We start from the raw sequence: 24,031 nt of genomic DNA, 5'->3' as shown, positions 1-24,031 counted from the left end.
TGCTAAACTGCTGAAGATAACGACCGTAAAATCTCGTCGAGCAGTTCGCGGGAGTTGCTCAGGCGCGGTACTTTGTGCTGACCACCGAGCTTGCCTTTGCTGGCCAGCCACCGCTCAAACGTGCCGCTGGGGGCTACCATAAGCAGGGGCGGGGCCAAGGCCATATCGCGGTGGCGCTTGGCGTCGTAGTCCGAGTTGAGCTGGCGCAGAGTTTGGTCGAGCACGGCGGCAAACTGCTCGGGGCCGGGGGGCGTTTTGGTGAACTCGATGAGCCACTGATGGCCGCCACGGGAGGTGGCAGAAGCATCGAAGTAAATGGGCGCGGCGGTATAGTCGCGCACGGTGGTACCGGTGGCCTGGCAGGCAGCGGCGATAGCTGCGTCGGCATTTTCGATCACCACTTCTTCCCCAAAGGCGTTCAGAAAATGCTTGGTGCGCCCCGTGATACGGATGCGGTAGGGCGCTAGGCTGGTGAAACGTACCGTATCCCCGATTTTGTAGCGCCACAGGCCAGCATTGGTGCTCATCACTAGAGCGTAGCTGCGGCCTAGCTCTACCTCATCGAGCTGAAGTGTGTGGGGATTCTCTGCCTCAAATTGATCAGCGGGAATGAATTCGTAGTAGATGCCATGATCGAGCAGGAGCAGCATATCCTCTGAATCGGGCTGGTCTTGCACCGCAATGTACCCCTCGCTGGCATTATAGATTTCCAGGTAGTGCATGCGTTCGTGCGGAATCAGCTCCTTAAACAAGGACCTATATGGCCCGAAGGCCACCGCTCCGTGCAGAAACAGGCGCAAATTGGGCCACACTTGCGTGATGTTGTCGGCCCCAGCCAGGGCCGTGACGCGGCGCAACAGTAGCATCATCCAGGTGGGCACGCCGGCCAAAGTGGTTACGTCTACGTGCTGGACGTGGCGGGCTATGCGCTCTATTTTCTCTTCCCACTCGTCGAGTAAGGCCAGCTCCAACGGCGGGGTACGCAGAAATTCAGCCCAGCGGGGTAGGTTTTGCATAATCACGGCTGACACGTCGCCTACGCGGGAGTTGGAGTCGTCGGGACGGAAAGGATTGGGGCCGTGGGTGCCGCCCAAGGACAAGGTTTTGCCCCCCAGCACCCGCTCGGCCGGGTATAGCGCCGTGGCTAAAGCCGCCATATCGCGGCCAGCCCGGTAGTGCCCAACTTCCAACGACTCGCTGGTAACGGGTATGTACTTGCTGCGGGCATTGGTGGTGCCGCTCGATTTGGCAAACCACGTTACGCGGCCGGGCCATAGCACATCGGGCTCGCCCTGTAGCACACGCTCTATAGCAGGGTACAAATCTTCGTAGCTGCTTACCGGAAGGCGCTGGGCTAACTCGCGACTTTCGAAGGCGTCTGCGAAGCCGTAGCGCTTGCCCCATTCCGTATCGCGGGCCGTGTGCAGTAGGCCACGCAATACTTCACGCTGTACTTCGTGCGGGTGTTGACGAAAATGCTCAATAGCCGATAGTCGCCGCTGCACGGCCCAGGTGATAATAGAGTCAATCATTGAGATTAGCCTAGGCGGTTGGGTTGTGCTCTCGTGAACGCCATGCAGAGGCGGAGCCGAAGCATGACCGCCATGTATAGCGCTATATTTTGCGCTTATACTCGAAATGTTTGCCTAGGTATACACGACGCACTGTTTCGTCGGCGGCTAGCTCTTCGGCGGTGCCAGCTTTGAGCAGCTTTCCCTCAAACAAAAGATAAGCGCGGTCCACGATGCTGAGCGTCTCGTTCACGTTATGGTCGGTGATGAGGATGCCGATATTCTTGTGTTTAAGCTTGGCCACGATGCCCTGAATTTCCTCCACGGCAATGGGGTCAACGCCGGCGAAGGGTTCATCGAGCAGCACAAATTTTGGGTCGACAGCCAGCGCGCGAGCAATTTCGGTGCGCCGCCGCTCCCCGCCCGACAGCACCCGGCCCAGGTTTTTGCGCACGTGGGTAAGGCTAAACTCGTTGAGCAGTTCTTCTACTTTGTCGCGCTGGGCCTGTTTAGGTAAATCAGTCATTTCCAGCACGGAGAGAATGTTTTCTTCTACCGTTAGGTCGCGAAACACGGAAGCTTCCTGAGCGAGGTACCCCACGCCCCGCTGGGCCCGTCGAAACATGGGCATCTTGGTGATATTCTCGTCGTCGAGGTAGATGTTGCCGGAGTTGGGCTTGACCATGCCCACAATCATGTAGAAACAGGTTGTTTTGCCTGCTCCGTTCGGCCCCAGCAAACCCACAATTTCGCCCTGCTCCACGGTCACGCTCATGTCGTTGACCACAGTGCGGGCCTTGTAGGTTTTAATCAGGTGGTCGGCGCGTAGAATCATGGGGGTAAAGGTAGGGTGTGGCGGGGTTTTAAACTCAGCCGGTCATGCCGAGCGGCAGCGACACATCTTGCGTGTAGTTATCTGGTTACTACTCCAGCTAAACACGCGAGATGCTTCGCTGCCGCTCGGCATGACCGGCTTTATTCACTTATTAACTTGGTTACGCTTTGGGCGCGAATAGTTGCGTGCGCAGCGCCTGCTGAGCGGGCGTTGGCTTGGGATTGGCTTCTACTACGTTGGTCAGCTCCACCTCAAACTCCTGGGGTGTGGCCTGGCGCTCCTGGGGGGCATTTTGCCCCTGCGTTTGAAAGCGCACTTTAACGGGCGCGGCCGTAGTAGGCTCTACAAGCGGCCGCAGCAGCTTCTCAGCGTTCGACATATCCAGCTTGGTGCCGTTCACGGCCAAAATTACGTCGTCGTCCTTCAGGCCGAACGCATTTTGGTCGGGGGTGGTGGAAGCTACTTTGAACTGCTGCTTTTCTGTATCGTAGCCGAAGCCTAAGCGACCGAAGGCCAACACCTTACTCTGCTCGGTAGGCGCATAGCGCCAACCGATTTTGGCGAAATACTCGGCATATGGCAGAGGCTGATTGCCGATAACGTATTGATCAAAGAACTGCTGAATCTGCGGGTTGGTAAGAGCCACGATTTCGGGAATCAGCTGGTCGTCTTCGAAGGAGCGCGTGGGACCGTATTTCTGGCGCAAGGTCAGCAGTACGTCGCGCAGGCTTTGGCGGCCTTGGCTTAGCTCTTGAATGCGAATATCAAGCAGCAAGCCAATCAGCGCGCCTTTATCGTACACGTTCTGGTACATATCCTTGTAAGGCGGCACCAGAATATTGCGGCTCATTTCCGTGAACGACACATCCTTAAACTTGGAAGCGTTGTCGATCTTCTCCTTCATTTTTTCCCGAAACCCGTCGGGCGTCACCAGGCCACCGCGCACTTGCACGAGCTGAGCAAAATATTCGGTTACGCCTTCGTACAGCCACAAATGCTGCGACATTTTAGGGTTACGGAAGTCGAACTCACCGATTTCGCGGCTGTGAATATTGAGCGGGGCCAGCATGTGCAGAAACTCATGCGAAGCCACCTCCTGAACCATGCTGCGCAGGCGAGCTGAATCGGGAAATTCGGGCAAGAAATACACTGACGAGTACGAATGCTCCATAGCTCCAAAGCCACCGTCTTTGCTGATGAGCGGGGAGCCCAGAGCCGGGAAATACATCAGAAAATGATACTTCGGCACCGGCATCTGACCAAAAAACTGCGTCAGAGCCTCAGCCATAGGGCGCATGATTTCGCGCACGTCGGCGGCCTTCACCTGCCCCGTTTCTGACACTACTGATACTCCGATGCGCGCCCCGCCTGTAGCGAAGCTGGCCGTATCGGGGCGGCTGTAGAGAATGGGGGCATCAGCCAGATCGACGTAGTTGGGAGCCGTGTATATATCCTGGGTTGCGGTGGGGGCCTTTTTTTCTAGAGAAGTCGCGCCGTAGAGGTCGGCGGGCTTAGCTACCATTACCTGGTAAGGAGCCATTTTGTAGCCTTCCAGGTAACCATACAAGCCGTAGTGGTTAAGCACATAGTTCTGACCAGCCTCGAAATTGGTGCCGCCGGGCTGAAAGATGAAGTCTTCGCCCTGCTTCGCATCCCACGTATCATCGACAAGGTATTCGAGCCGAGCTAGGTTCTTGGCTTTGCTGATGACGAACAGGTTGGGGTTAGGTTGCGTGACTTTCAGCGTTTTACCTTTTTTATCGAAGGCTTTGAAACTGGTCACAAAGCGGCCGTAGTCCTTCTTGGAGTAGGAGCCGGGCACCACGGAGGGCATTACGTAGGACACCTGCGACTCCTTCACCGGGGGCGTATTCACCACCACGCGCACCTGGTCGTTGATTACATTTTGCAAATCGAGGGCAATCTGGTAGCCGGCGGGGGTGGGCTGCTGGGCCTGAGCCGCTACGGCGGCTCCTAATCCGAGCCCGAGGACAAGACCAAGAATTTTCATGCGATACGAATGGGTGAGAAAAGAAAAGGAACTTCTAAAACGAGCAGACAAGGTAGACATTGCGTCTCTTGAATTCTTCTCAACGCGGAATAGCCGGCCGGGATTCCCTATACTGCAGCCCAGCATCCGCCGCAGACCCAATTTGCCCCCCAGCATGAGTCGTTTTATTACTGTCAGTCGCTACGTGTTGGCGTTGTTGCTCGTGGCCGCCGGAACACTGCATTTCATTGCCCCAGGGCCTTATCTGCGCATTATGCCGCCGTATCTGCCGGCCCCGTTAATGCTGGTGTACCTGAGCGGACTAGCCGAGATTGGGCTTGGCCTGGGGCTCCTGTTTCGGCGTACACGGCGCTGGGCTGCCTGGGGCACAGTGGCGTTATTGATAGCTGTATTTCCGGCCAATGTGTACATGGCGCAGGCCAACGACTCGCTGTTTCACTTGCCAACGTGGGTGGTATGGGCCCGGCTCCCTTTACAGCTAGTGCTTATTGCTTGGGCGTGGCGCCATACAAAAGCAGACTAACCGAGAGCCTTCGCTTACGGGTTAGCTCGTATTTTTGCCCCCCAGCTTTATGTCTTCTATGCCAACAACTACGCTTCCCACATCTTCCCGCTGGCAACGCTGGTTGCATCATTCAGCCACCTTGCCCGCGGTCTATACGCTGCTGACGGTGGCCGCTACCGTGGTACAATTCCTGAAGAGCAGCAACCTGCCTTATACCAACTACAACAACTATATCATCTTTCGTAATGCGTTCTATCATCTGCTGCAGGGTCAGGATATGTACATCCTGCATCTGGTAGAGCAGTACGATTTGTATAAATACAGCCCCACGTTTGCTCTACTGATGGGGCCATTTGCAGTGCTGCCGAACTTCTTGGGGCTGCTATGCTGGAATGCGCTGAACGCTGCCGCGCTCTACTGGGCCGTGCAGCAGCTACCTACTATCGATACCCGGGCGCGCCGTGTGGTGCTGTGGTTAGCGGCAGTAGAGCTGCTTACGTCCATGCAGAATGCCCAAAGTAACGGTCTCGTGGCGGGCCTGATTATCGGGGCGGCCGTGGCGCTGGAGCGCGCCCGGCCGGGGCGAGCGGCGCTGTGGCTGCTCTTGAGCGTGTTCGTAAAGCTGTTTGGACTGGTTGCCTTCGTGCTGTTTTGGCTGTATCCGCGGCAGCGCGGGCGGTTTGTGCTATGGTCGGTGGCGCTAGGGCTGGTGCTGGCGTTGTTGCCGCTGCTGGTAAACTCCCCTGCCGAGCTGCTAGCCCAGTATGAAAGCTGGGGCCGCATGCTGGCCGCCGACCATTCTGCCTCTCTGGGCTTGTCGGTGATGGGGTGGCTGGAAAGCTGGTTCGGGTTTTTGCCCCCCAAGTTGGCTGTAGTGCTGGTAGGGGCGGGGCTATTTTGCTTGCCGCTGCTGCGCTTTAAGCAATACCAACACGCGGCGTTTCGGGTGGGCATGTTGGCGGCGGTGCTGCTGTGGGTGGTTGTGTTTAACCACAAAGCCGAGTCGCCAACGTTTGTGATTGCTGTGGCGGGCGCAGGGCTTTGGTGGAGCCTAAAGCCCGACCGGCATTGGCCCGATTTGGTGCTGTTGTTTAGTGTCGTTTTGTTCACTGTCCTCTCCCCTACCGATCTGTTTCCGCGCTTCCTGCGTAAGGCCTACGTGGTGCCCTACGTGCTCAAAGCGGTGCCTTGCATCTTTGTCTGGGGACGGCTTACGTACGAGCTTCTCACGCGTGATTTTGCGCCCCAGCCTGCCCCTACCGAAGTGCCCGCCACTGCCGTACCGGCTGCCTCCTTTTCTGCCTAGTCTCGCCCTCGCTTTATGCTCCCCGAGTACACCCAACTGTTGCTGAAACTGGTGAAGTACGGGCTAGTAGGCGGGTTTGGGGTCGTCGTTGACTTTAGCCTGACTTATCTAGGCAAAGAGAAGCTCAAACTAAACCCATATGTGGCCAATGCCATTGGATTCAGCGTGGCTACCTGCGTTAATTTTCTATTGAATCGGCTGTGGACTTTTGAGAGTCACGACCCCGCTATTTGGGGCCAGTTTGGGTATTTCGCGCTAGCGGCCATTATTGGGCTGGGCCTGAACACGCTGTTGCTACGCTGGTTGTACCAACGCTGGAAAATACCGTTTTACGTGGCTAAGCTAATCTCTACCGGGGTGGTCGTGGTCTGGAACTTCGCTATTAATGCCTTCTTTACGTTTGCTTAAGGCTAATAAACCTAAAGTATACGGTGCAGGAAGGCAAGCCACCTACAGTTCAGTTTAAGTTATAACTATTTGGGTTGAGGCTTCTATACTGTGGCGTTTCGGCACTAGCTTGCCGACGCATATTATCGTGTCTTCTCACTCTTTTATACACTCCTTCCTAAGTATGTCCTTCGCTTTTCGCCTGGTAATCTGTGCCGGGGTATCACTATTATCTTTATCCGCTAGCGCTCAAGTAATTACCGATCCAATTGCCGCTACCGCCGCCCGCGACTCTCTGCTGCAAAAAGCCGATGACACACGCCAGCAAATTGCCAAGAATGCCGAACGCTTTGCTACATCGGCTCCTCGCACGGCTACAGCTCGGCACGTAGTACGCGGATATTACTCTACCCCTAGCAGTCCAGCTTCGAAAGCAGGCAGGCTAGCCTAAGAATGGCCTGGAAGCATATTACGCAAACGTCTCTGAGTGGCGCTACCAATGAGCGATATATTGGCTACGCAGATAACGGGCTGAAGATTCTGCACGAACGCCGGCACAATGGTTCTGTTACTTGGCTGAAGCTACTTCCTTACCCTGCGTTCAAGGGCCTAGACGGTGCCGGACCGAGAAGCAGCATTAGCGGTGACTACACGCGCGAAGGGTATCTGCGCTGGGGGGCAAAACAATATCTGGCTCCCCGCTTGACCACTGAGAAGTGATGTCTTTGCTGGGAAGAAGCAACAATGGTTACTCTTCCCAGCGAATGTCTTTTAGGCGTAGCTGCAAGCTCTTCACGCCCCGAAACTCGTTCATTTCTACGGTGTAGCACACGCTGAACGGGTCGCCCTGCATGATGGGCTCATGAAATTCACCCAGCCCAAAACCGATGGCGTCGATGGTGTGATGCCCATCCTGGGTGAGGACCAGCTTGAGGTGGGAATTGCCGACAATGCGCGCCGAATGAGGCACCACGTACACGTTCTGAGACTCAAATACGGGATTGGAGTTGCCCGGCCCAAAAGGCTCCATTTGGCGCAGTAGGTTGAAAAAGCCGGGCGTCACGTCCTTTAGCTTTAGTACGCCGTCAATTTCTACGGGCGGAATAAGCTGCTCGGGCAAAATGCGACCGGCAACAATGCGCTCAAACTTTTCGCGGAATGCCGGCACGTTTTCGATGGGCATGGTGAGGCCAGCGGCATACATATGCCCCCCAAACTGATCTAGCAGGTCAGCACACTCGCCGATAGCCTCGTGCACATCAAAGCCTACCACCGAGCGGGCCGAGCCAGTGGCTTTGCCGTCGTTGCTGGCCGTGAGGATGATGGTGGGGCGGTAATACTTATCCAAGCAGCGCGAGGCCACGATGCCAACCACGCCTTTGTGCCAATCCTGCTTGAAGAGTACCGTGGCGCTGGCCGTGCGCAGCCCCGCGTCGTCCTCAATCATTTGGAGGGCTTCTTTGGTGGTGCTGGTATCGAAGCCGCGGCGCTCCTGATTGGTTTTATCGACTACGCCAGCTTTTTCCTTGGCTTCTTCTTTGGTTTGGGCCAGCAGCATAGCCACTGAGCGCTTAGCATCGCCCATGCGGCCGGCGGCATTGATTCGGGGGGCAAATCCGAAGACCAGACTGGTAATATTTAGCTCATTCACACCCAAACCAGCCAACTCACGCAGAGCATCGAGGCCGGGGCGCTGCGGACGCTGGGGGTCGTTGAGCAGGCGCAGACCGTGGTAGGCCAGAATGCGGTTTTCGCCGGTGATAGGCACGATATCCGCTGCGATGCTTACGGCCAGCAAGTCCAGCAGGTCGTGGAGCGGCTCTTCATCCAGGCCTAAATGCTCGCCTATGGCCTGCATGAGTTTGAAGCCCACGCCGCAGCCCGACAGCTCTTTGTATGGGTAGTCGCAGTCGGTGCGCTTGGGGTCGAGCACGGCCACCGCGGGGGGCAAATCCTGGCCGGGCAAGTGATGGTCGCAGATGATAAAGTCGACGCCGCGCGTGGTGGCGTAGGTTACTTTATCTACCGACTTCACGCCGCAGTCCAGGGCAATAATCAGCGCGTAGCCATGCTGGGCCGCGTAGTCGATACCGGTTTCCGATACGCCGTAGCCTTCCTGGTAGCGGTCAGGGATGTAGTAGTCGATTCTCTCGGGGCCGAAAAGCGGAAGCAGGTACGAGTACACCACGGCCACAGACGTAGTGCCGTCCACGTCGTAGTCGCCGAATACGAGCACCCGCTCGCCCTCGTGCAGGGCGCGCACCAGGCGCTCCACGGCGCGATCCATATCGCGCATACGCAGCGGGTTAGGCAGCTCGTGCAGTACGGGGCGAAAGTAGGCGCGGGCTTCTTCAAAACAACTCACCTGCCGCTGGCAGAGTAAGCTAATGATGGCCTCGTTTACGCGCAGCGCATCAGCCAGCTGCCGCACGGTGGCAGGCTCAGGCACAGGCTTACGAATCCATCTCTTTTCCATACTGTCGGCGGGCGTCGCCTATAGCAAACGACGACTTCAAAAGTAAGCAGAAAAACAGCGCCCCGCCTACCAATACGTATTTTTGCCCCCAGCCTTTCGTCTTCGTGTTTTATGAAAAAGCTTCGTGCCTTCTACCAGCAATACCGGCAATACATCCTCACCGATGGGCTGATGTACTTGGTTTTCATTGTGTTTATTGCTCTGCTATTTATTTTCTTCTCGTAGGGCCGTGGAGTCCTTTGTCAGCCTTTATGTACTAAACGAAAGAAGGATTTTAAAGAAGCTGTATCAAGTGTTGACTGACCGCTCCCCTGGTGAAAGTCAAATAAACGAAAAAGCCCCACCTGACCTCAGGTGGGGCTTTTTCGTTTATGAATTATCCCCTCTCAATTTACGGAAGCGCTGGCGGGCCTCGGCTACGTAGATGCTGCCAGGGTATTTTGTTAGCACCTGATTGTAGAGTTCCTGCGCTTTGGCATTATCCTTCAAATCCTCTTCCATAATGGTGGCCGACAGGAAAAGAGCATCGTCGCTAAGTACGTCGTACTTGGGGTTGCCAGTAATGCGACTCAGGGTAGAAATTGCCCCCTGGTAGTCACCAGTGCGGCGCTGAAGCTGGCCTTTCAGGTACCAAGTGTCGTCGGTGAGGGCGTGGCCGGGGTACTTCTGCAAGAGGTTGTCGAGGCCCTTTAAGGCTTCAGGCAGCTTGTTCTGGAACACAAGCTGCTCCACGGCCGCGTACTCGCGCAGGGCCACGCCTGAAGTGTCCTGGGCGGTGTTATCGGTGATAAGCAGACTGAGCTGCATGGCATCATTAGCGATTTCGCGGCTAGTGGCTTGCTTGAGAATGTCGAGGTGGCTCTTGGCTAGCTTGAAGTTGCCGGCATAATAATTCAGGCGGGCGTTGCGTAGCTTGGCATCATAGCCCATAGGTGAATCCTTGTGCGACTTTTCCACCTGCGAGTACAGCAGCGTCGCTTCCCAGGGCTCATTGCGCAACAGATAGATATCGGCTAGGTTCAGCTTCGCGTCATCTACCACGGTCAGGCTGGCGCGGGGCATGTCAATTACCTGTTGGAGCAAGGTCATTGCCTTAGGCTTATCATCAAGCTGAAAAGCGTAGAGCGTAGCCATATTGCGTAGCACAGGGGCCGTTTCGGGCGTGCGACCCAGCTCAGTTAGCACTTGCTCGTATTCGGTAATCAGGCTGCGAATCTTGGCCGCATCTACCGGGAAAGTATTGCGTACCTGCTCCTCGCGCGTCTGCACCAGGCGCTGCCGGGCCACGGGATAAAAGGGTCCTTGCTTATGTTCCCGAATCACATATTCATAGCCGGCAATTGCGCTTTCGTAGTCCTTATTGCGCTGGGCAATAGCGGCCAGATCCAGCACCCGTCCACCCTCAGCGCGGGCGCGGCGGTCGAGGGCTTTAGCTTGTACAAGAGCACCGGTGAAGTCGCGGCGCTGCACCTGAAGCCACAACAGCAGTTCACTGTACACCGTCTGGTCGGGCTGCTGCTGCACGTTGGTGATCAAAATCTTCTCTAAGGCATCAAAGTCTTTTTCCTCGCGCAGACTATTCTGGAGCATATTGCGCACGAAAGGCAGCTGCCGGTCGTCGTCGCGGATCAGGCGCAGAGTTTCGGCCATCAGGGGGGCATTTTGGCCGCTCAGGGTATAGAGCTGAATGAGTTGGGGGGCAAATTCGGTTTCGTTGCCGGCTAGCTGGCGCCCGCGCAGGTAGGTTTTCTCGGCCCACTCCGGCAGCTTACGGTTCATAAACTCCGTGGCCACTGGTACCACCTGCTCGGCCGTGAGCTGACTCACTACCTTCTCATACTGCTTGTTGGCCGATGATTGGTCGCCGCTGGCGGTAAAAACGCCCCCCAGCAATACCCCGTAGCCGATTTCTTTGGGCTGCTGCCGAATAGCCTTCTTCACCAGCTTTTCAGCGTCTTTGTGGCGCTTCAGGTTTTGTAGGGCATTCACGTAGTCGGGTAGCACGTTGGGCGCCAGTTGCTCATCGCCACGCAGGCGGTTGAAGAGGAAGGCCGCTTTCTCAAACTCGCCCTTCCGGACGTATTCGCGGGCCAGCGCAATATCACCGCCCTCCTGAGCGCGCAAGGGCGCAGCCAGCAAAAGCCCCAGCACGACCAAAGCAAAGAAGCGAAACTGACGAAGGATCAAATACAGCATAGCAGCGGAGTAAAGACGTGTGCAAATAACTGGTTACGGGCCGGTTTCATTTCACTACGTGCAAAAAAGTAGTTCAACGACATTAGCTGAATAACAACCCCAACAAAAAAGGGTCGCCTAGGCGACCCTTTTTTGTTGATGAAAGCTGCTTGCTTAAAAGAACTTCGTACGCTCGTCCTTGATGTTAGCATTGGCTTTTACAGCCTCATAAATAGCACCATCGGCGCGAGCAGTGCGCTGGGAAGCGAGCTGCTGGCGAACCGTCTTCAGATCGGTAGCGGCGGGCGCGGGAGTGATTTTTACTGGCTCCACAATCACAACACCTTGCTCACCCTGAATAGGAGCCGATTTCTGACCAGGCTTCAAGCCAAATACTTTACCAACAGCTACTGGCTCGGCACCCAGACCCTGGATGATACCGGAGCTCATTACTACTTCGTTAGCCGTTTTCACTTGCGCTTGCGGACCATAGGCGGCGGCAAGCTGCTCTAGCGTGCCGGTTTTGCCTTGCAGCTTCGCGATGATTTGCTGCGCTTTCAGCTCGTTGCGTACAGCTGCAGTCAGCTCGGGACGGATGCTGGCTACGTCAGCAGTGCCTTTGGTGCGCTCGCCGGTAAGAGCAGCAATTACGTATTGGTCACCGATCTCAAATACTTCCGATACGTCACCTACTTTGGTTTTAGCACCACCCTGGCCAGCGCCATAGGCCCAGCGTACCAGTGCACGGGCACCTTGCAGGTTGTTCACGTTCTGGTCGCCACGGCCTAGGCCTTTAACTTCCAGCTTCTGCAATGACTTATCGGCGGCAACAGCTTTGCGGAACGACTCCACATCAGTGGCAGCGCCTTTCAGCTCCTGCGCCTTTTGGTAAGCAGCCTCCCGAGTAGCGTCGCTCGACACAAGGTTTTTCTGAACGGCAGCTACTTGGTACGTCTGGTTGGTTTTCGGAGCCGTGATTTTGATGATATGGTAACCGAATGAGGTTTCAACTGGGTTAGGCAGCAAACCGGTAGCAGTAGCTCCAAAGATGGCTTTCTCAAACTCAGGTACCATACGTCCCTCCGTGAACCAGCCTAAGTCGCCACCAGTGGCGGTAGTGCCGTCGGTGCCGTGCTGGCGAGCCATAGCGGCGAAGTCAGCGCCACCTTTGATCTGAGTTAGAATGCTGTTAGCCTTAGCTAAGGCAGCCGCTTTCGCTTCGGGTGTGGTGCCTTCAGGCTTGATAAGGATGTGGCTAGCGCGGGCAGCAGACTGAGTTCCAGCCTTCTGGCCCGTCACTTTGTAGATAGAGTACGTGCCACCTTCTGCATAAGGACCATACACTTGGCCTACCTGCAGGGGAAGCTGCTCGCGAAGCTTTTCGGGCAAATCGGCGGGCGTGAGGTAAGCACCATTGTAAGGCTGGTCGGAGTTGAGCTTAGCAAACAGCGAATCGTTGGGCGCTGAGCGGAACTGAGCGGCCAAATCGTTGACGCTGGTGCGTACGGCCAGGCTATCTTCCTTGGAAGCCGTCACTGGAATAGTCACGTACTCAATGTTACGGCCGTCTTCTACTTTATAGCGGGCTTTGTTCTTGTCGAGGTAAGCTTGCAGCTGCGCGTCAGTCACCTTCACGGCCGAGTCCGAAATGGAGAAGTACGGCACGATGAGGTAGCGGATATCAGCACGCGTGTTTTGGGCTTCGTTGAAGCGCTTAGCCTCGGCCGTCGTCACGTACACGCTCTGCTTGAGCAGGTTATTGTACTTGGTTGCTAAGCGGTCAGGCGTCAGGCCAGCTTCGAAATTGCGCCACTGATCCTGAGCCTGGGGGGGCAATTTGTCGAGGTTGCGCAGGTACTCAATCACCTTGGCCTTATCAAACTGACCGGTTTGCGGGTCAGAGAAAGCTTGGCGAATGCTAGGATGCACGTTGCGGCCCTGCACCATATCGGTGAGTTCATCGTCGCTTACTTCCAAGCCTAAAGCATCGAATTGCTCCTGAAAAGCAATGCGGTAGATGGTCTGATTCCAGGCTTGGTCGCGCAGGAAGCCTAGAGTAGTCTCGTCGGGCTGGCGGCCTTGCTGAGCGATGAAAGCTTGCTTGGCTTGCTCTAAGGTGTTGTTGAAATCATTCAGCTCCACTTTTTCGCCGGCTATCTCTCCTACCGTCGTATCGTTGCGATTGAAGATGCGGTTCTGGCCCGAAATCAGGTCGCCGCCGATAATGAAGAGCAGCAGGCCAATGACGATGGCGCCGACGGCCCAGCCCGATTTTTCTCGAATCGTGTTAATTAATGCCATGTACTTGAAAAAAAGCGCAGTAAGAAAAGTGGAAAGAGGCGCAAAATAACCAGAATCCGCCGGACATTCAAAGCCTCGTGCCAGAATGCCCCCCAGCGGATGCCCGCCTACCGACGGCCTTTTTTGCGGGGCGACAAGTTGCGCGACTGCGACTTTGCCGGTCCGGGCTTCGTAGTTACCGTTGGTTTGGGCGTATCGGCATTGGTTTGGCCCAGATAACGATACCACATCATGCAGGCAAACGAGACCATAAACAGCCAATAATTGTCCGAAATTGCATTCACGTTATCGGCCATAACAGTTTTGTGCACGCCAATAACCAAGGCCACTACAGCAAACGAAAATAGCACCGTGCGACCCAGCGCCCTGTCAAATTGAAAATTCATGTGGTTGCGTAGGTAATGCTTCGGATGAGCCGGCTGGCGTCACCGGTTCAACAAGCTACTCGGTAGGGGGTGCTTCTACGGTGAAGATACCCGCTGGCTTGAGAATCTTGTAGCGTGAGAAATCCTGGTTAGCCGTTAGGCCGGTGCCCGTCAGAATCTCGGTAGGCGTTTCGACGCGCACAAACTTATCAGTGTAGATAATGGCTTTCTGCTTGTCGTAGTACAGCTCCTCGGAGTTCATCTTCTGCTGTTTCTCCTCGTTGCTTACCCGCACATCGTTGCGCACGAGGTAGAGATCTTTGGCTTTGTCGTACCGCCCGTATTTACCGCTCAGCGTGTTTATGACAGAGCCATCTTTGGAAAAAAACATCACTGTCATTCCCTTCGGATACACCTGGTCGCCGTTTTCGAAATTCTGCTGCAGCGGGGCTGTGAGCTTGATTTGCAGTTTGGCCGAGTCGCTGATCAGCATGGTCACGTTGCTGGCTTCTATCAGAGGCCCCGTGTATACGATCTTCTTCTTAACCTCCGTCTCGTTTTTCTGACAGGCCGTACTGAGGCCGGCCATCAGTAAAATGCCCCCCAGAAACCTCATCCAACTGCGGTTGCGCGTTAGCATGAGCTTAGCCAAGTTATTCAATACGCCGCTTGATAAACCAGCGGTTGTTGAGCGACAAGCCCACCTGCACTCGTACGTAATCCTCGCGTACGTTGCCGTTAGGATTCACGCTGCTAATATCGGTGTTGCCGCGCTGCCCATACGTGAAGGCCAGGTTCATGCTAGCTGCTTCTAGTGCCGAAGCGGATGGTACGGGCAGCGTAAAGCCCCAGCTTATGGCGCGGTCGTATAAGGTTTGGCCGTCGGGGCGGTAAGGCAACTGCCCAGCGCTAAGGCCTACGCGGTACGTGACGCGCCTGAAGTAGCTACCAACCGAGACGGGGTCAGGGGTATATTCGCCCCCCAGCCCTACACGTACCGTATTTTCTAGCGGAATAGCAATGCCAGCCCCGCCGGTTATACCAAATGAGCGAAACTTCGACCACTGCTGATGAGCAACGTCGAGGTTGGCGCTGAAGTTTTTATTGTTATCGATGCTAACGCCGAACTGAGCCATTGCTGGTACTCGAGCTTCGCCCTTCTGGCTATCTTCGAGTTGCGTACGCTCCAGCAGGTTGCCCGCTATATCTTCCCGGTCCAGAGAAGTGTTACGTACCCCATTCAGGCTCGACCGGAAGCTATAAACGCCCCCCAGGTTATAGTTCAGCTTGCTGTTAATAGTACCCCGATAATGCGCCGCTCCCCGAAACGTGAAGTCGGAATAACGCACGTGCTCGAGCAGCACTACACTGTTGAGCTGGGTAGGATCGGTCACATTGGCCGTTGCTACTTGGGTAGCTACGCGCTGATCGATGCTGCCAAATACATAAGAAGCCGTGCCACCCACGGTCAGTCCCTTTGCCAAGCGGTAAGCCTGGCCCAAGTAAGCTTCCGACAGGCCGCCTTCGCCTTTGTAGCGCTTCAGAACGCGCGTATCAATAGGTCCACTTGCCACCTGTTCAATTACGTTACTCTCGTAGTTTACGGAGCTGTAAGGCTTGAGGCCCACGGCGCCAGCCCAGCTTTTAGACAGCGGAACAGACAGTGCCAGATAACCTAGATTACCGCTGCCGTCACGCTGAGAGTTTTTCTGATTACGAATGGTCTTGATTTGTCCATTAACGGCCATCTCGTAGGTTGTACGAGCCGTGTAGTACAGCAAAGCCGGATTTAGCTCGTTTATATGCACGCTATTTGGTGCGGCCAATCCAACACCTCCCATGCCTTGCTGACGAACGCCTCCCGTGTTAAGGTTAGCCTCGCCCAAGCCTAGGCGCGAGTACGGAGAGTTACCGAGCCCTTGCCCTTGGCTTTGCGGCACTGTTACCAAGCCTACCAGCCCAAAACCGACCAGGCCGGCTAATTTATTCTTCCACATAGTCAATGGTATGCACCAAAATTCGGTGAAGCCCGAGCAGCACGAGTTCGGGAATTACAAAGATAGGGCCTTTGAGCCGCGATTGAAAAAAGCCAGCGTCGCCGCCCGCCAGCAGTACTCCTAAAGCCGGTCGTTGGGCGCGATATGAGTCAAGCATTCCATTTATTTCCGCTACTGCTCCATTGAGCACCCCGCTTCGAATTGCCGAAGCTGTATCAGTGCCCGTTAGCGCAATGTCGGCCGTAAGATCGGGGGGCATTTCCAGTAACGGCAAGCGGCCCGTAAACGTGTGCAAGGTCTGAAATCGTAGCCGCAGCCCCGGCGCGATACTGCCGCCCCGAAACGTATGTCCGCCTTCCACCCAGTCGCATTTGATAGCCGTGCCCGCATCGATAATCAGCGTGTCGCGGCCTGGCCGCAGCCACGCAGCGCCCACGGCAGCCGCCAAGCGGTCGGCACCCAGCGTCTGGGGGGTGGCGTAGGCATTCTGAATAGGCAAAGGCGTACTAGCAGGCTTGAACTCTACCACCTTTCCCTTTACCTGGGTGCTAAGCTCAGCGGCCAACTCTGCTGTAGGCTCGGCTACTGAAGCCAAGATGATGTGTTCGGGATGCCAACGTCGCGCTATTTCTAGTACTTGCTCCTTATCAGCCGCAGTAGCAGTCTTGCGCAGCACATCATCCTCGAAGCAGCCGTATTTCACGCTGGTATTGCCAATGTCGAGGGTGAGGGTACGCATGAAAGCTAAATGCTGGGATGACGCTATTGTCGTGGGAGCCAGAACAACAGGCTATGGTAAGCAACTACGCCTCCTACCCTATTCCCACGACTACATAAATAAGTGCGGGCGCTCTACCGACTTGTTGATGAGTCAGCAAAGCGCCCGCAGGTTGCTTGTTACAAGAAATACTTCAAGCGAATTACTTCCTTCTCATTCAGGTAGCGCCACTTCCCGCGAGGCAGATCCTTCTTAGTGAGCCCAGCATACTGCACCCGGTCCAGAGAAACAACTTCGTAGCCTAAGTGCTCGAAAATGCGGCGCACAATACGGTTACGGCCAATGTGCAGTTCAACGCCCACAAAGTGCGCGTTGCCAGCCACTACGGCCACATCGTCTACTTCGGCTTTGCCATCTTCCAGCTCTAGGCCTTCAGCAATCTGGCGTAGGTGATCTTCCGTGAGCGGCTGATTGAGTTCTACCTGATAAATCTTTTTGTTCTTGTGCGAAGGATGAGTCAGCTTCTGAGCCACCTCGCCATCATTAGTGAACAGCAGCAGGCCCGTCGTATTACGGTCGAGGCGGCCAACAGGGAAGATGCGCTCTTTAGAAGCTGTAGCTACCAAGTCCATCACCGTCTTGCGGCCCTCAGGGTCGTCGGTCGTCGTGATAAAGTCCTTGGGCTTGTTAAGCAATACATAGACTTCCTTCTCCCGCTTGAGATTCGTTTTGCCATACTGCACGGTATCGGTCGGCTGTACTTGGTAGCCCATTTCCGTTACTACTTCGCCATTCACCCGAATTTCACCGGCAGCAATCAGCGCATCGGCCTCGCGGCGCGAGCATACGCCTGCGTTAGCGATGTAGCGATTCAAGCGCAGCGTGTCGCCGGCCGAATCATCCTCTTCACGCCGACGCTTGTTGCCACGGGTTTTATCTTCTTCGTAAAACTTCAGGTTTTTGTAAGCAGGCGCTTCACCCGGCACCTCGTCGCGCTTGGGCTTGTCGGCCCGGTTGCTGCCAGCATCGCGCGTCGGCCGATTCTCCGGCCGCGCAGGGCGCTCGCCAAATGGGCGCGCATCGCGGGGCGCCGAAGCCCCGAAACCGCGGCCGGTGTTATTGCGCTCGCCATAGCTGCCGCGCTCACCGGTACTGCGGGGGGCAAAGTTGCCCCGCTTGTCGTCCGCTGGTCTGTTACCAAAGCCCGCGTTACGACGCTGGTCATCGCCGCGGGGGGCAAATTTTCCGCGGTCACTGTCTCGGCGGGGAGCACTAGTACGGTCCTCGTTTCGGTCGCGGCGGTCGTAACCACCCTCACGGCGCTGCTCGTCCCGATCATCGTCCCGATCCTGGGGGGCATTCTTGAAATCGAAGGGACGGGCGGCCCGAATCGGACGATCAGGACCCGTTTCATCCGCGCGCGAATCGCGACGACCATCAGGCTCATACGTCGGCCGTACGGGCGCTGGCTTATCGGCTTCGAAAGGGTTTACTTTATTGAACTTGCGGTTGCGCTCGCCTGATCCACCGCGGGGCACGGCGGGTTTGCCCTCCTGCCGATACGGCTGGCCGGGCCAGTTAGCTTTCGGCTGGTAGGGCTGAGCTGGGCGCTCATCGGCGCGGTCACGTTCGCGACTAAAGCCACTATCGTAGCGATCGTCGAAGCGGCGGGGAGCATCGCGGTCAAAGGAACGCGCGGGTCGGTCGCTGTTATTGTTACGGTTGAAAGGTGGACGAGCATCGCCATCGCGCCGGGGGGCAAAATTGCCGCGCGGTCCGCGGTCGTCGCTTCGGTTGAAGTCGCCACCGGAACGGCCAGCGCTCTTTCCACCTCCACCAAATTTGCCTCCACCGGCCTCGCCGCCAGAACGGCCAGTGCCAGCGTTGCTACCAGTAGGTCGACCAAAGGTTGGGCGTGATGGGAAATCGCTCCCGCGACGCGAATCATTGCCATCCCGATTATTACCGGGGCGGTCGGTATTCTTGCGGAAACCCTCGGAGTTGCCGGAGCCGCGAGAGTCGCTACGGCCACGACGGCCAGCGCTTGAATCGGAGTTGTGCTTTTTGCCCATAGTGGGGAAGATAAGTGCCGTATCGCTACGGTACGGTGAAGAAGTAAAGGTCGGTAAAAAAGGGTAAAGCACGCTAACGAGCTATTCAGCAAAACAGTGCCCGAACCTGCGCCGCAACCCGCTTTGGGGTGGCCGGTCGCAAGTCCGGGCAACATTGATTTGGATGAAAAGGTGCTTTAGTCGCGGCGAGCCATTTTCGCCTCTATCGAGTGCTGGGTGTGGGGTACAGCGCGTAGGCGCTCCTTGGGAATAAGTTTACCAGTGCCAATGCACACGCCATAAGTGCCGTTTTTGATGCGAACAAGCGCATTCTCTAACTGCTGAATGAACTTCATTTGGCGTGAGGCCAATTGGTTCATGCTTTCTTTTTCGGCTGTGTCAGCACCATCTTCCAACACCTTCGACGACGAAGCCGTGTTGTCAGTACCCGAGTCGTTGCGGCGGCTTAGGGTTTCTTTGATAAATGCTACCTCCTTACGGGCCGCAGTAAGTTTATCCTGGATAATTACCTCAAACTCGGCCAGGTCTTCTCTGGAGTAGCGTATGTTTTCTTCACTCATGTCAGCTCAGGAAAAGTAAAGTATTGAATGTAAATAAGTTAGCCGGTTAGCTTTCTAATAAAAGTTTAACTCAGCACTGCTCCTAACACTTTACGAATATGTTTAGTTGTTAGAAGTGTAATTAGACCTAGCAAGGTACGAGCACCCTGTACTAATGGATTCGGTTGACCTAATTGGCCGCAAAGCTACGCTTTTGTCTGGTAATTAAACACGGTACTATTTCCTTAACAGCCGGCTTACCAACTTACCTCTAGTTCTTTAGAAGCCAAGCATATGAATAGCAGCCACTGCGGCTTCTACTCCTTTATTGCCATGCTTACCACCCGCTCGATCCCAGGCCTGCTCCAGCGTATTGGTGGTTACTAAACCAAAAATAACCGGCTTGTTAAATTTTAGCCCTACGTTCGTTATGCCCTGGGCTACCGCGTGGCAGATATAGTCATCGTGCTTGGTCTCACCTTGAATGACAACGCCCAAGCAGATAACCGCATCAATTTCTTCGTGCTGGGCCAGCAGTTGCGCTCCTAGCGTCAATTCGAAGCTGCCGGGCACAGTATTACGGAAGATGTTCTCGGCTAGAGCACCATGTTTTAGCAAGGTCTCATAAGCCCCGGCGCTAAGTACGTCGGTGATTTCGCGGTTCCACTCGGCCACCACCAGCCCAAATCGTTTCTCAGAAATGTCGATAAAATGGTCGGACGTATAATCGCTAAGGTTTTTGAGTGAAGTTGCCATAAAGCACGGATGTTGCAGATTGATCAGATTTGACGGAAGCGGACGACTTATTGTCGCTCTCTAGGTGGTGATGTGGGTGAACACGGCAGTAGTACCAAAAAAGAAAAGGACGGTGTATAGCCGCCCTTTTCTTGTATGATCTCTATAGCTTTCTGAGAGCTAAAAATAGAGGATACTATTTGCCTACTAAAGCTTGAGCACGGGCGAGGTATTGCTTAGCCTCGGTTACTTCGGCAGCATTCTGATACTCATCCACAATCTTGGTATAAGCCCGAATTGCACCGTCATAGTCTTTAGCTAGCTCGCGGGCCGTAGCTTCCTTCATCAGGTAGCCAGGCGAGAAGTACTCATTAGCTTTGTAGTTAGCAGCCTTCTCGTACTGGTCAGCAGCTTCCTTAAACTTGTTTAACTCCAGGTAAGCATCACCAGTTAGAGCATAAGCACGGGCCTGCACCAATAAGTCATCGGAGGTAAAGTCCTCCAAGTAGTCGATTGCGTTTTGATACTTGCCATCTTTCAAAGCAGCTACGCCAGCATAGAAGTTAGCAAGGTTGGCTGCTTTGGTACCATTGTATTCTGAGGCGACAGTAGCCAAGCCATCATACTGTCCATCGCCTTTCAAAGCTTTGTTCAGTGAGTCAGCCTCCCAATAATTCACGGCCTGGTACATGGCAGCCTGCCCCTTCTGATTTTGATTAGTGCGCCAGGTATAGAAGGCAAAAGCACCGACTACAGCCAGCACCACTATGCCCAGCAAGGTTAGCAGCAAGGTCTTGTTGCGCCGTACAAAGTCTTCCGATTCCACCAGCCGCGTGGCCAAGGCATCGGGGTCTTCCATGAGCGGGTGCGCGGTGGCCTCAGCCTCAATGGGTTGGTTTGGATCAGCGGGCACCTCTGTCCGCTGGCGGGCATTGGGGCTATTGCGCGTGTAGGGAATCTTTGACATTACGGGGGGCAAAAATCAGCTTGGCGGCTGGGAAAAGTCGACGGTTAGTCGCGGATGTAAGGATAATCCTGCTGCACGTACACGTCCTTGTATAGCTCGTCGGCAGATGGGTAAGGTGAACTTTCGGCAAACTCTACGGACTCATTTACCGCCGCTTTGATTTGCTCGTCAATGGCATTCAGTTCGTCTTCACTGGCCATGTTGTGCGTCAGGATAGTATGACGTACTGCCTCAATAGAATCGCGGGAGCGGTAGTCTTCCAGTTCTTCCTTGGTGCGGTACTTTGCCGGGTCACTCATGGAGTGTCCTTTGTAGCGGTAGGTTTTGAACTCTAGCAGCGTTGGGCCTTCACCAGCGCGGGCGCGCTCAGCAGCTTGGGCTACTGCCTCATGAACATCCTCCACATTCATCGCGTTCACCGGCGCCGATGGCATCTCATAGCTTAACCCAAGCTTATACAGCTCCGTTACGTTAGAGCTACGCTGCACCGACGTACCCATTGCGTAGCCGTTATTCTCGATAACAAAAATAACTGGCAGCTTCCAGAGCATTGCCATGTTGAAGGCTTCGTGCAAAGCGCCTTGACGCACGGCACCATCGCCCATGTAGCAGATGCAAAGGTTGCCAGTCTTGTTATACTTTTCAGCAAAGGCAATGCCAGCACCTAGCGGAACTTGTCCGCCCACGATGCCGTGGCCACCCATGAAGTTCGCTTCTTTGTCGAAGATGTGCATGGAGCCGCCTTTGCCTTTAGAGCAGCCGGTAGCTTTAGCAAACAACTCCGCCATGATAGCATTGGGCGAGGTGCCCAGAGCTAAAGGATGCGCGTGGTCGCGGTAAGCGGTGATCCACTTATCATCTTTAGTCAACGCTGATACGGCACCAGCTACACAAGCTTCCTGGCCAATGTATAGATGGCAGAAGCCCTTGATCTTTTGCTGACCATACAGCTGCCCGGCCTTCTCCTCAAACTTTCGCATGAGCTGCATTTGCTCATACCACTGTAGGTAAGTCTCCTTCGGAAACTGGGGGTCGGTGGGTGTGGTAGCCTTAGGAGCACCAGTCGCTTCTTTGGCTTCCTCGTTCGACGGAGGCATGCCCGAGTCGGGTTGGTTTACCGTTTCGGTAACCGACGCCGCGTCGTTACCGTTGGAAGGGGCTTTCGGGGCTGCCGCTTTTTTAGTTGACTTAGTCGCTTTTGAGTCAGCTTTTACTTTCGTCTCCGCCATCGTGCTTTCGGTTGTTCGCGTTTGGGATGCGAAAGTACGCAAAAGGATTGCAATTTCGAACCGGATGATTCTGGAAAGCCTACACCTGTTGTTCTTTAAAAACTACGACGAAGCCACTTTGGCTTTTTCTCCCCACATTAATTGCTTCGTCGGTGACAACGGAAGTGGCAAGACCAATTTGCTTGATGCCATCCATTACCTGTCGCTTACCCGTAGTGCATTCACCAGCGCCGACGCCCAAAGTATCAAGCAGGGCGCCGAGTTCTTTGTGGTGAAGGGGCGCTTCCAAATGCCCCCCACCGACGCTGACACTATTCAGTGCAGTCTGCGGCAGGGCCAGAAGAAAGTAGTGACCCGCAACAAGCAAGTGTACGAGCGCATGGCCGATCATATCGGTCGCTATCCTGTAGTGTTGATCTCACCCTACGATACCGACCTTATCCGGGAAGGTAGTGAGGAGCGCCGTAAATACTTCGATAGTCTAATCTCCCAACTTGACCACGAATATCTGGAGCTACTGATAACGTACTCTAATCTACTACGACAGCGTAATGCTGTGCTGAAGCTCGCTGCTGACGGACGCGGCTACGACCGGGATTATCTGTTGGTACTTGATGAGCAGCTAGTGCCCGCTGGTGAGCAACTCATGCATCGTCGCCAACAATTCCTCGTTGACTTTACTCCCCTTTTTCAACGCCACTACCAGCAGCTAACCGATAGCCGCGAGCAAGTAACCCTGCAGTATAGAAGCCAGCTTCCCGGCGCCGACTTCGCGCACCTGCTTCGCACCAATGAACGCCGCGACATCACCCTGCAGCGTACCACAATTGGGCCTCATAAAGACGACTTCACTTTTCTAATGGACGAGTTACCGGTTAAAAGCTACGGCTCCCAAGGACAGCAGAAGTCTTATGCCATCGCTCTTAAGCTTGCCCAGTTTGAGATCTTCTCAACCAGCAAGCAGCATAAGCCCTTACTTCTGCTCGACGACATTTTTGACCGATTGGATGAGAAGCGCATTACTCGCCTTATGCAATTAGTAGCTGAACACACCTTCGGCCAGGTGTTCCTCACTGACACTCACCTCGAGCGCACTGACCGAATCCTGGCTAATATCTCTGAGCAGGTAGCCCGATTTGAAGTACACAACGGAACCGTTAAAGCTCTTTAGCTGGGCTGGAATGCCGTACCTTTGCAAGCAGAGTTTCTGCCTCCATTTCGGTCATTTAGGCCGGTTGACTCGCGCATTATTGTACAGCATTCCCTTGAAAAAACCTAGCACCTCCGACAACTCACGTCAAGCCGATATCGTCCCGTTAAAGGACGGTATCAAGGCTTTGCTTAAAGCCTACCGCTTACAAGGCAAGTTGAACGAGGTGTTTGTGGTTTCGAGCTGGGAGCGAATCATGGGCAAGGCTGTCGCGCTCAAAACCCAAGAGATATATATCAGCAATGGGAAGCTTTTTGTACGCCTTAGTTCAGCTCCATTAAAGCATGAGTTGGTCATGGCCAAGACCCGCGTCATGGAGCTGATCAATGATGAAGTTGGCGAGACCGTTATCAAAGAGGTCATCTTTCTATAGTAAACTCGACTTACTGGTGAAGCATTGCTAAGCAGCTCTCCTCTTTGCTTACCTCTGCTTTAGGTTGGCAGCAGCCTCCACCTTTCGTATAGCTACTACGCTACTCTGGTACACTACTCTGGCTTCCTATCTCATAGTTTAGTGATAGGGCTCTGCTCAAACCGGCTTATTAATGAATTGGCCTTACGGTCTACTTCACAATTACCTGCTATCAGTCAGATGATGGGTTCTCTGTTTAGGACTATTTCTGACCTAGAGGAGTCAGTGCCTTGCGAACCTTTCAATCTTCCATATCGGCTTTAGAGTAACTCTGACCATT

22 protein-coding genes are annotated in these 24,031 nt (G+C 54.8%); 7 read left to right on the top strand and 15 right to left on the bottom strand.

The genetic code is table 11. The features are described from left to right. Window positions 1–2: 2 nt before the first annotated feature. The 3 genes from ACW9KT_RS01110 to ACW9KT_RS01100 form a co-directional block, all read right to left on the bottom strand. Window positions 3–1,532, bottom strand: a complete 1,530-nt coding sequence (locus tag ACW9KT_RS01110) for a GH3 auxin-responsive promoter family protein (RefSeq protein WP_457077524.1) — start codon at window positions 1,530–1,532, stop codon at window positions 3–5. 82 nt (window positions 1,533–1,614) lie between these two features. Then, window positions 1,615–2,346 carry an LPS export ABC transporter ATP-binding protein gene (gene lptB, locus ACW9KT_RS01105; protein ID WP_457077523.1) on the bottom strand — a complete coding sequence of 244 codons (732 nt, stop codon included), beginning with the start codon at window positions 2,344–2,346 and terminating at the stop codon, window positions 1,615–1,617. A 160-nt stretch (window positions 2,347–2,506) separates the two neighbouring features. Further along, window positions 2,507–4,357 (bottom strand): M61 family metallopeptidase, encoded by a 1,851-nt coding sequence (locus ACW9KT_RS01100; protein ID WP_457077522.1) that lies wholly within the window; start codon window positions 4,355–4,357, stop codon window positions 2,507–2,509. A gap of 154 nt (window positions 4,358–4,511) precedes the next feature. Between ACW9KT_RS01100 and ACW9KT_RS01095 the strand changes: the two genes are divergently transcribed. From ACW9KT_RS01095 to ACW9KT_RS01075, 5 genes are all read left to right on the top strand, one after another. Next, the gene (locus tag ACW9KT_RS01095; protein WP_457077521.1) at window positions 4,512–4,880 is read left to right on the top strand and encodes a DoxX family protein; all 369 of its coding nucleotides are present in this window, start codon (window positions 4,512–4,514) and stop codon (window positions 4,878–4,880) included. Window positions 4,881–4,929: 49 nt separating this feature from the next. Further along, the gene (locus tag ACW9KT_RS01090; RefSeq protein ID WP_457077520.1) at window positions 4,930–6,168 is read left to right on the top strand and encodes a glycosyltransferase family 87 protein; all 1,239 of its coding nucleotides are present in this window, start codon (window positions 4,930–4,932) and stop codon (window positions 6,166–6,168) included. Between the two features lie 15 nt (window positions 6,169–6,183). Then, the gene (locus ACW9KT_RS01085; protein WP_457077519.1) at window positions 6,184–6,576 is read left to right on the top strand and encodes a GtrA family protein; all 393 of its coding nucleotides are present in this window, start codon (window positions 6,184–6,186) and stop codon (window positions 6,574–6,576) included. 163 nt (window positions 6,577–6,739) lie between these two features. Then, window positions 6,740–7,006, top strand: a complete 267-nt coding sequence (locus ACW9KT_RS01080; RefSeq protein WP_457077518.1) for a hypothetical protein — start codon at window positions 6,740–6,742, stop codon at window positions 7,004–7,006. Window positions 7,007–7,008: 2 nt separating this feature from the next. Continuing rightward, on the top strand, window positions 7,009–7,275 hold the full coding sequence (locus ACW9KT_RS01075) for a hypothetical protein (protein WP_457077517.1): 267 nt from the start codon (window positions 7,009–7,011) through the stop codon (window positions 7,273–7,275). A 28-nt stretch (window positions 7,276–7,303) separates the two neighbouring features. Here ACW9KT_RS01075 and recJ read toward each other — a convergent pair whose 3' ends face one another. From recJ to pdhA, 12 genes are all read right to left on the bottom strand, one after another. Beyond that, window positions 7,304–9,031 (bottom strand): single-stranded-DNA-specific exonuclease RecJ, encoded by a 1,728-nt coding sequence (gene recJ / locus ACW9KT_RS01070; RefSeq protein ID WP_457077516.1) that lies wholly within the window; start codon window positions 9,029–9,031, stop codon window positions 7,304–7,306. A 369-nt stretch (window positions 9,032–9,400) separates the two neighbouring features. Beyond that, a complete protein-coding gene (locus tag ACW9KT_RS01065; RefSeq protein ID WP_457077515.1) occupies window positions 9,401–11,227 on the bottom strand; it encodes a tetratricopeptide repeat protein in 1,827 nt (608 codons plus the stop codon). Window positions 11,228–11,380: 153 nt separating this feature from the next. Next, window positions 11,381–13,507: a SurA N-terminal domain-containing protein gene (locus ACW9KT_RS01060; protein ID WP_457077514.1), complete on the bottom strand. Its 2,127-nt coding sequence runs from the start codon at window positions 13,505–13,507 to the stop codon at window positions 11,381–11,383. Between the two features lie 107 nt (window positions 13,508–13,614). Further along, on the bottom strand, window positions 13,615–13,893 hold the full coding sequence (locus ACW9KT_RS01055; RefSeq protein ID WP_457077513.1) for a hypothetical protein: 279 nt from the start codon (window positions 13,891–13,893) through the stop codon (window positions 13,615–13,617). 55 nt (window positions 13,894–13,948) lie between these two features. Further along, window positions 13,949–14,512 carry an LPS export ABC transporter periplasmic protein LptC gene (lptC, locus tag ACW9KT_RS01050; protein ID WP_457077512.1) on the bottom strand — a complete coding sequence of 188 codons (564 nt, stop codon included), beginning with the start codon at window positions 14,510–14,512 and terminating at the stop codon, window positions 13,949–13,951. Window positions 14,513–14,525: 13 nt separating this feature from the next. Further along, window positions 14,526–15,869: a hypothetical protein gene (locus ACW9KT_RS01045; RefSeq protein WP_457077511.1), complete on the bottom strand. Its 1,344-nt coding sequence runs from the start codon at window positions 15,867–15,869 to the stop codon at window positions 14,526–14,528. Then, on the bottom strand, window positions 15,856–16,608 hold the full coding sequence (locus ACW9KT_RS01040) for a type III pantothenate kinase (protein WP_457077510.1): 753 nt from the start codon (window positions 16,606–16,608) through the stop codon (window positions 15,856–15,858). Before ACW9KT_RS01040 ends, ACW9KT_RS01045 begins: the two co-directional genes overlap by 14 nt. A gap of 158 nt (window positions 16,609–16,766) precedes the next feature. Next, complete coding sequence (locus ACW9KT_RS01035; RefSeq protein ID WP_457077509.1) at window positions 16,767–18,659, bottom strand: pseudouridine synthase; 1,893 nt, start codon at window positions 18,657–18,659, stop codon at window positions 16,767–16,769. A 176-nt stretch (window positions 18,660–18,835) separates the two neighbouring features. Beyond that, window positions 18,836–19,219: a TraR/DksA family transcriptional regulator gene (locus tag ACW9KT_RS01030; protein ID WP_457077508.1), complete on the bottom strand. Its 384-nt coding sequence runs from the start codon at window positions 19,217–19,219 to the stop codon at window positions 18,836–18,838. A 258-nt stretch (window positions 19,220–19,477) separates the two neighbouring features. Next, the gene (gene ribH, locus ACW9KT_RS01025) at window positions 19,478–19,954 is read right to left on the bottom strand and encodes a 6,7-dimethyl-8-ribityllumazine synthase (RefSeq protein WP_457077507.1); all 477 of its coding nucleotides are present in this window, start codon (window positions 19,952–19,954) and stop codon (window positions 19,478–19,480) included. Window positions 19,955–20,129: 175 nt separating this feature from the next. Continuing rightward, window positions 20,130–20,900, bottom strand: coding sequence for a tetratricopeptide repeat protein (locus tag ACW9KT_RS01020; RefSeq protein WP_457077506.1), 771 nt, complete (start codon window positions 20,898–20,900; stop codon window positions 20,130–20,132). A 44-nt stretch (window positions 20,901–20,944) separates the two neighbouring features. Then, window positions 20,945–21,997 (bottom strand): pyruvate dehydrogenase (acetyl-transferring) E1 component subunit alpha, encoded by a 1,053-nt coding sequence (pdhA, locus tag ACW9KT_RS01015; RefSeq protein WP_457078558.1) that lies wholly within the window; start codon window positions 21,995–21,997, stop codon window positions 20,945–20,947. Between the two features lie 133 nt (window positions 21,998–22,130). Between pdhA and recF the strand changes: the two genes are divergently transcribed. Both recF and ACW9KT_RS01005 read left to right on the top strand, forming a co-directional pair. Continuing rightward, complete coding sequence (gene recF / locus ACW9KT_RS01010) at window positions 22,131–23,300, top strand: DNA replication/repair protein RecF (RefSeq protein WP_457077505.1); 1,170 nt, start codon at window positions 22,131–22,133, stop codon at window positions 23,298–23,300. Between the two features lie 94 nt (window positions 23,301–23,394). Next, the gene (locus tag ACW9KT_RS01005; protein ID WP_457077504.1) at window positions 23,395–23,712 is read left to right on the top strand and encodes a DUF721 domain-containing protein; all 318 of its coding nucleotides are present in this window, start codon (window positions 23,395–23,397) and stop codon (window positions 23,710–23,712) included. The last annotated feature ends 319 nt before the right edge of the window (window positions 23,713–24,031 follow it).

The sequence above is a fragment of the Hymenobacter sp. HD11105 genome, assembly GCF_054051685.1.
Note: the sequence above shows the minus strand (reverse complement) of the source record. Positions and strands in the feature narration are given on the sequence as shown.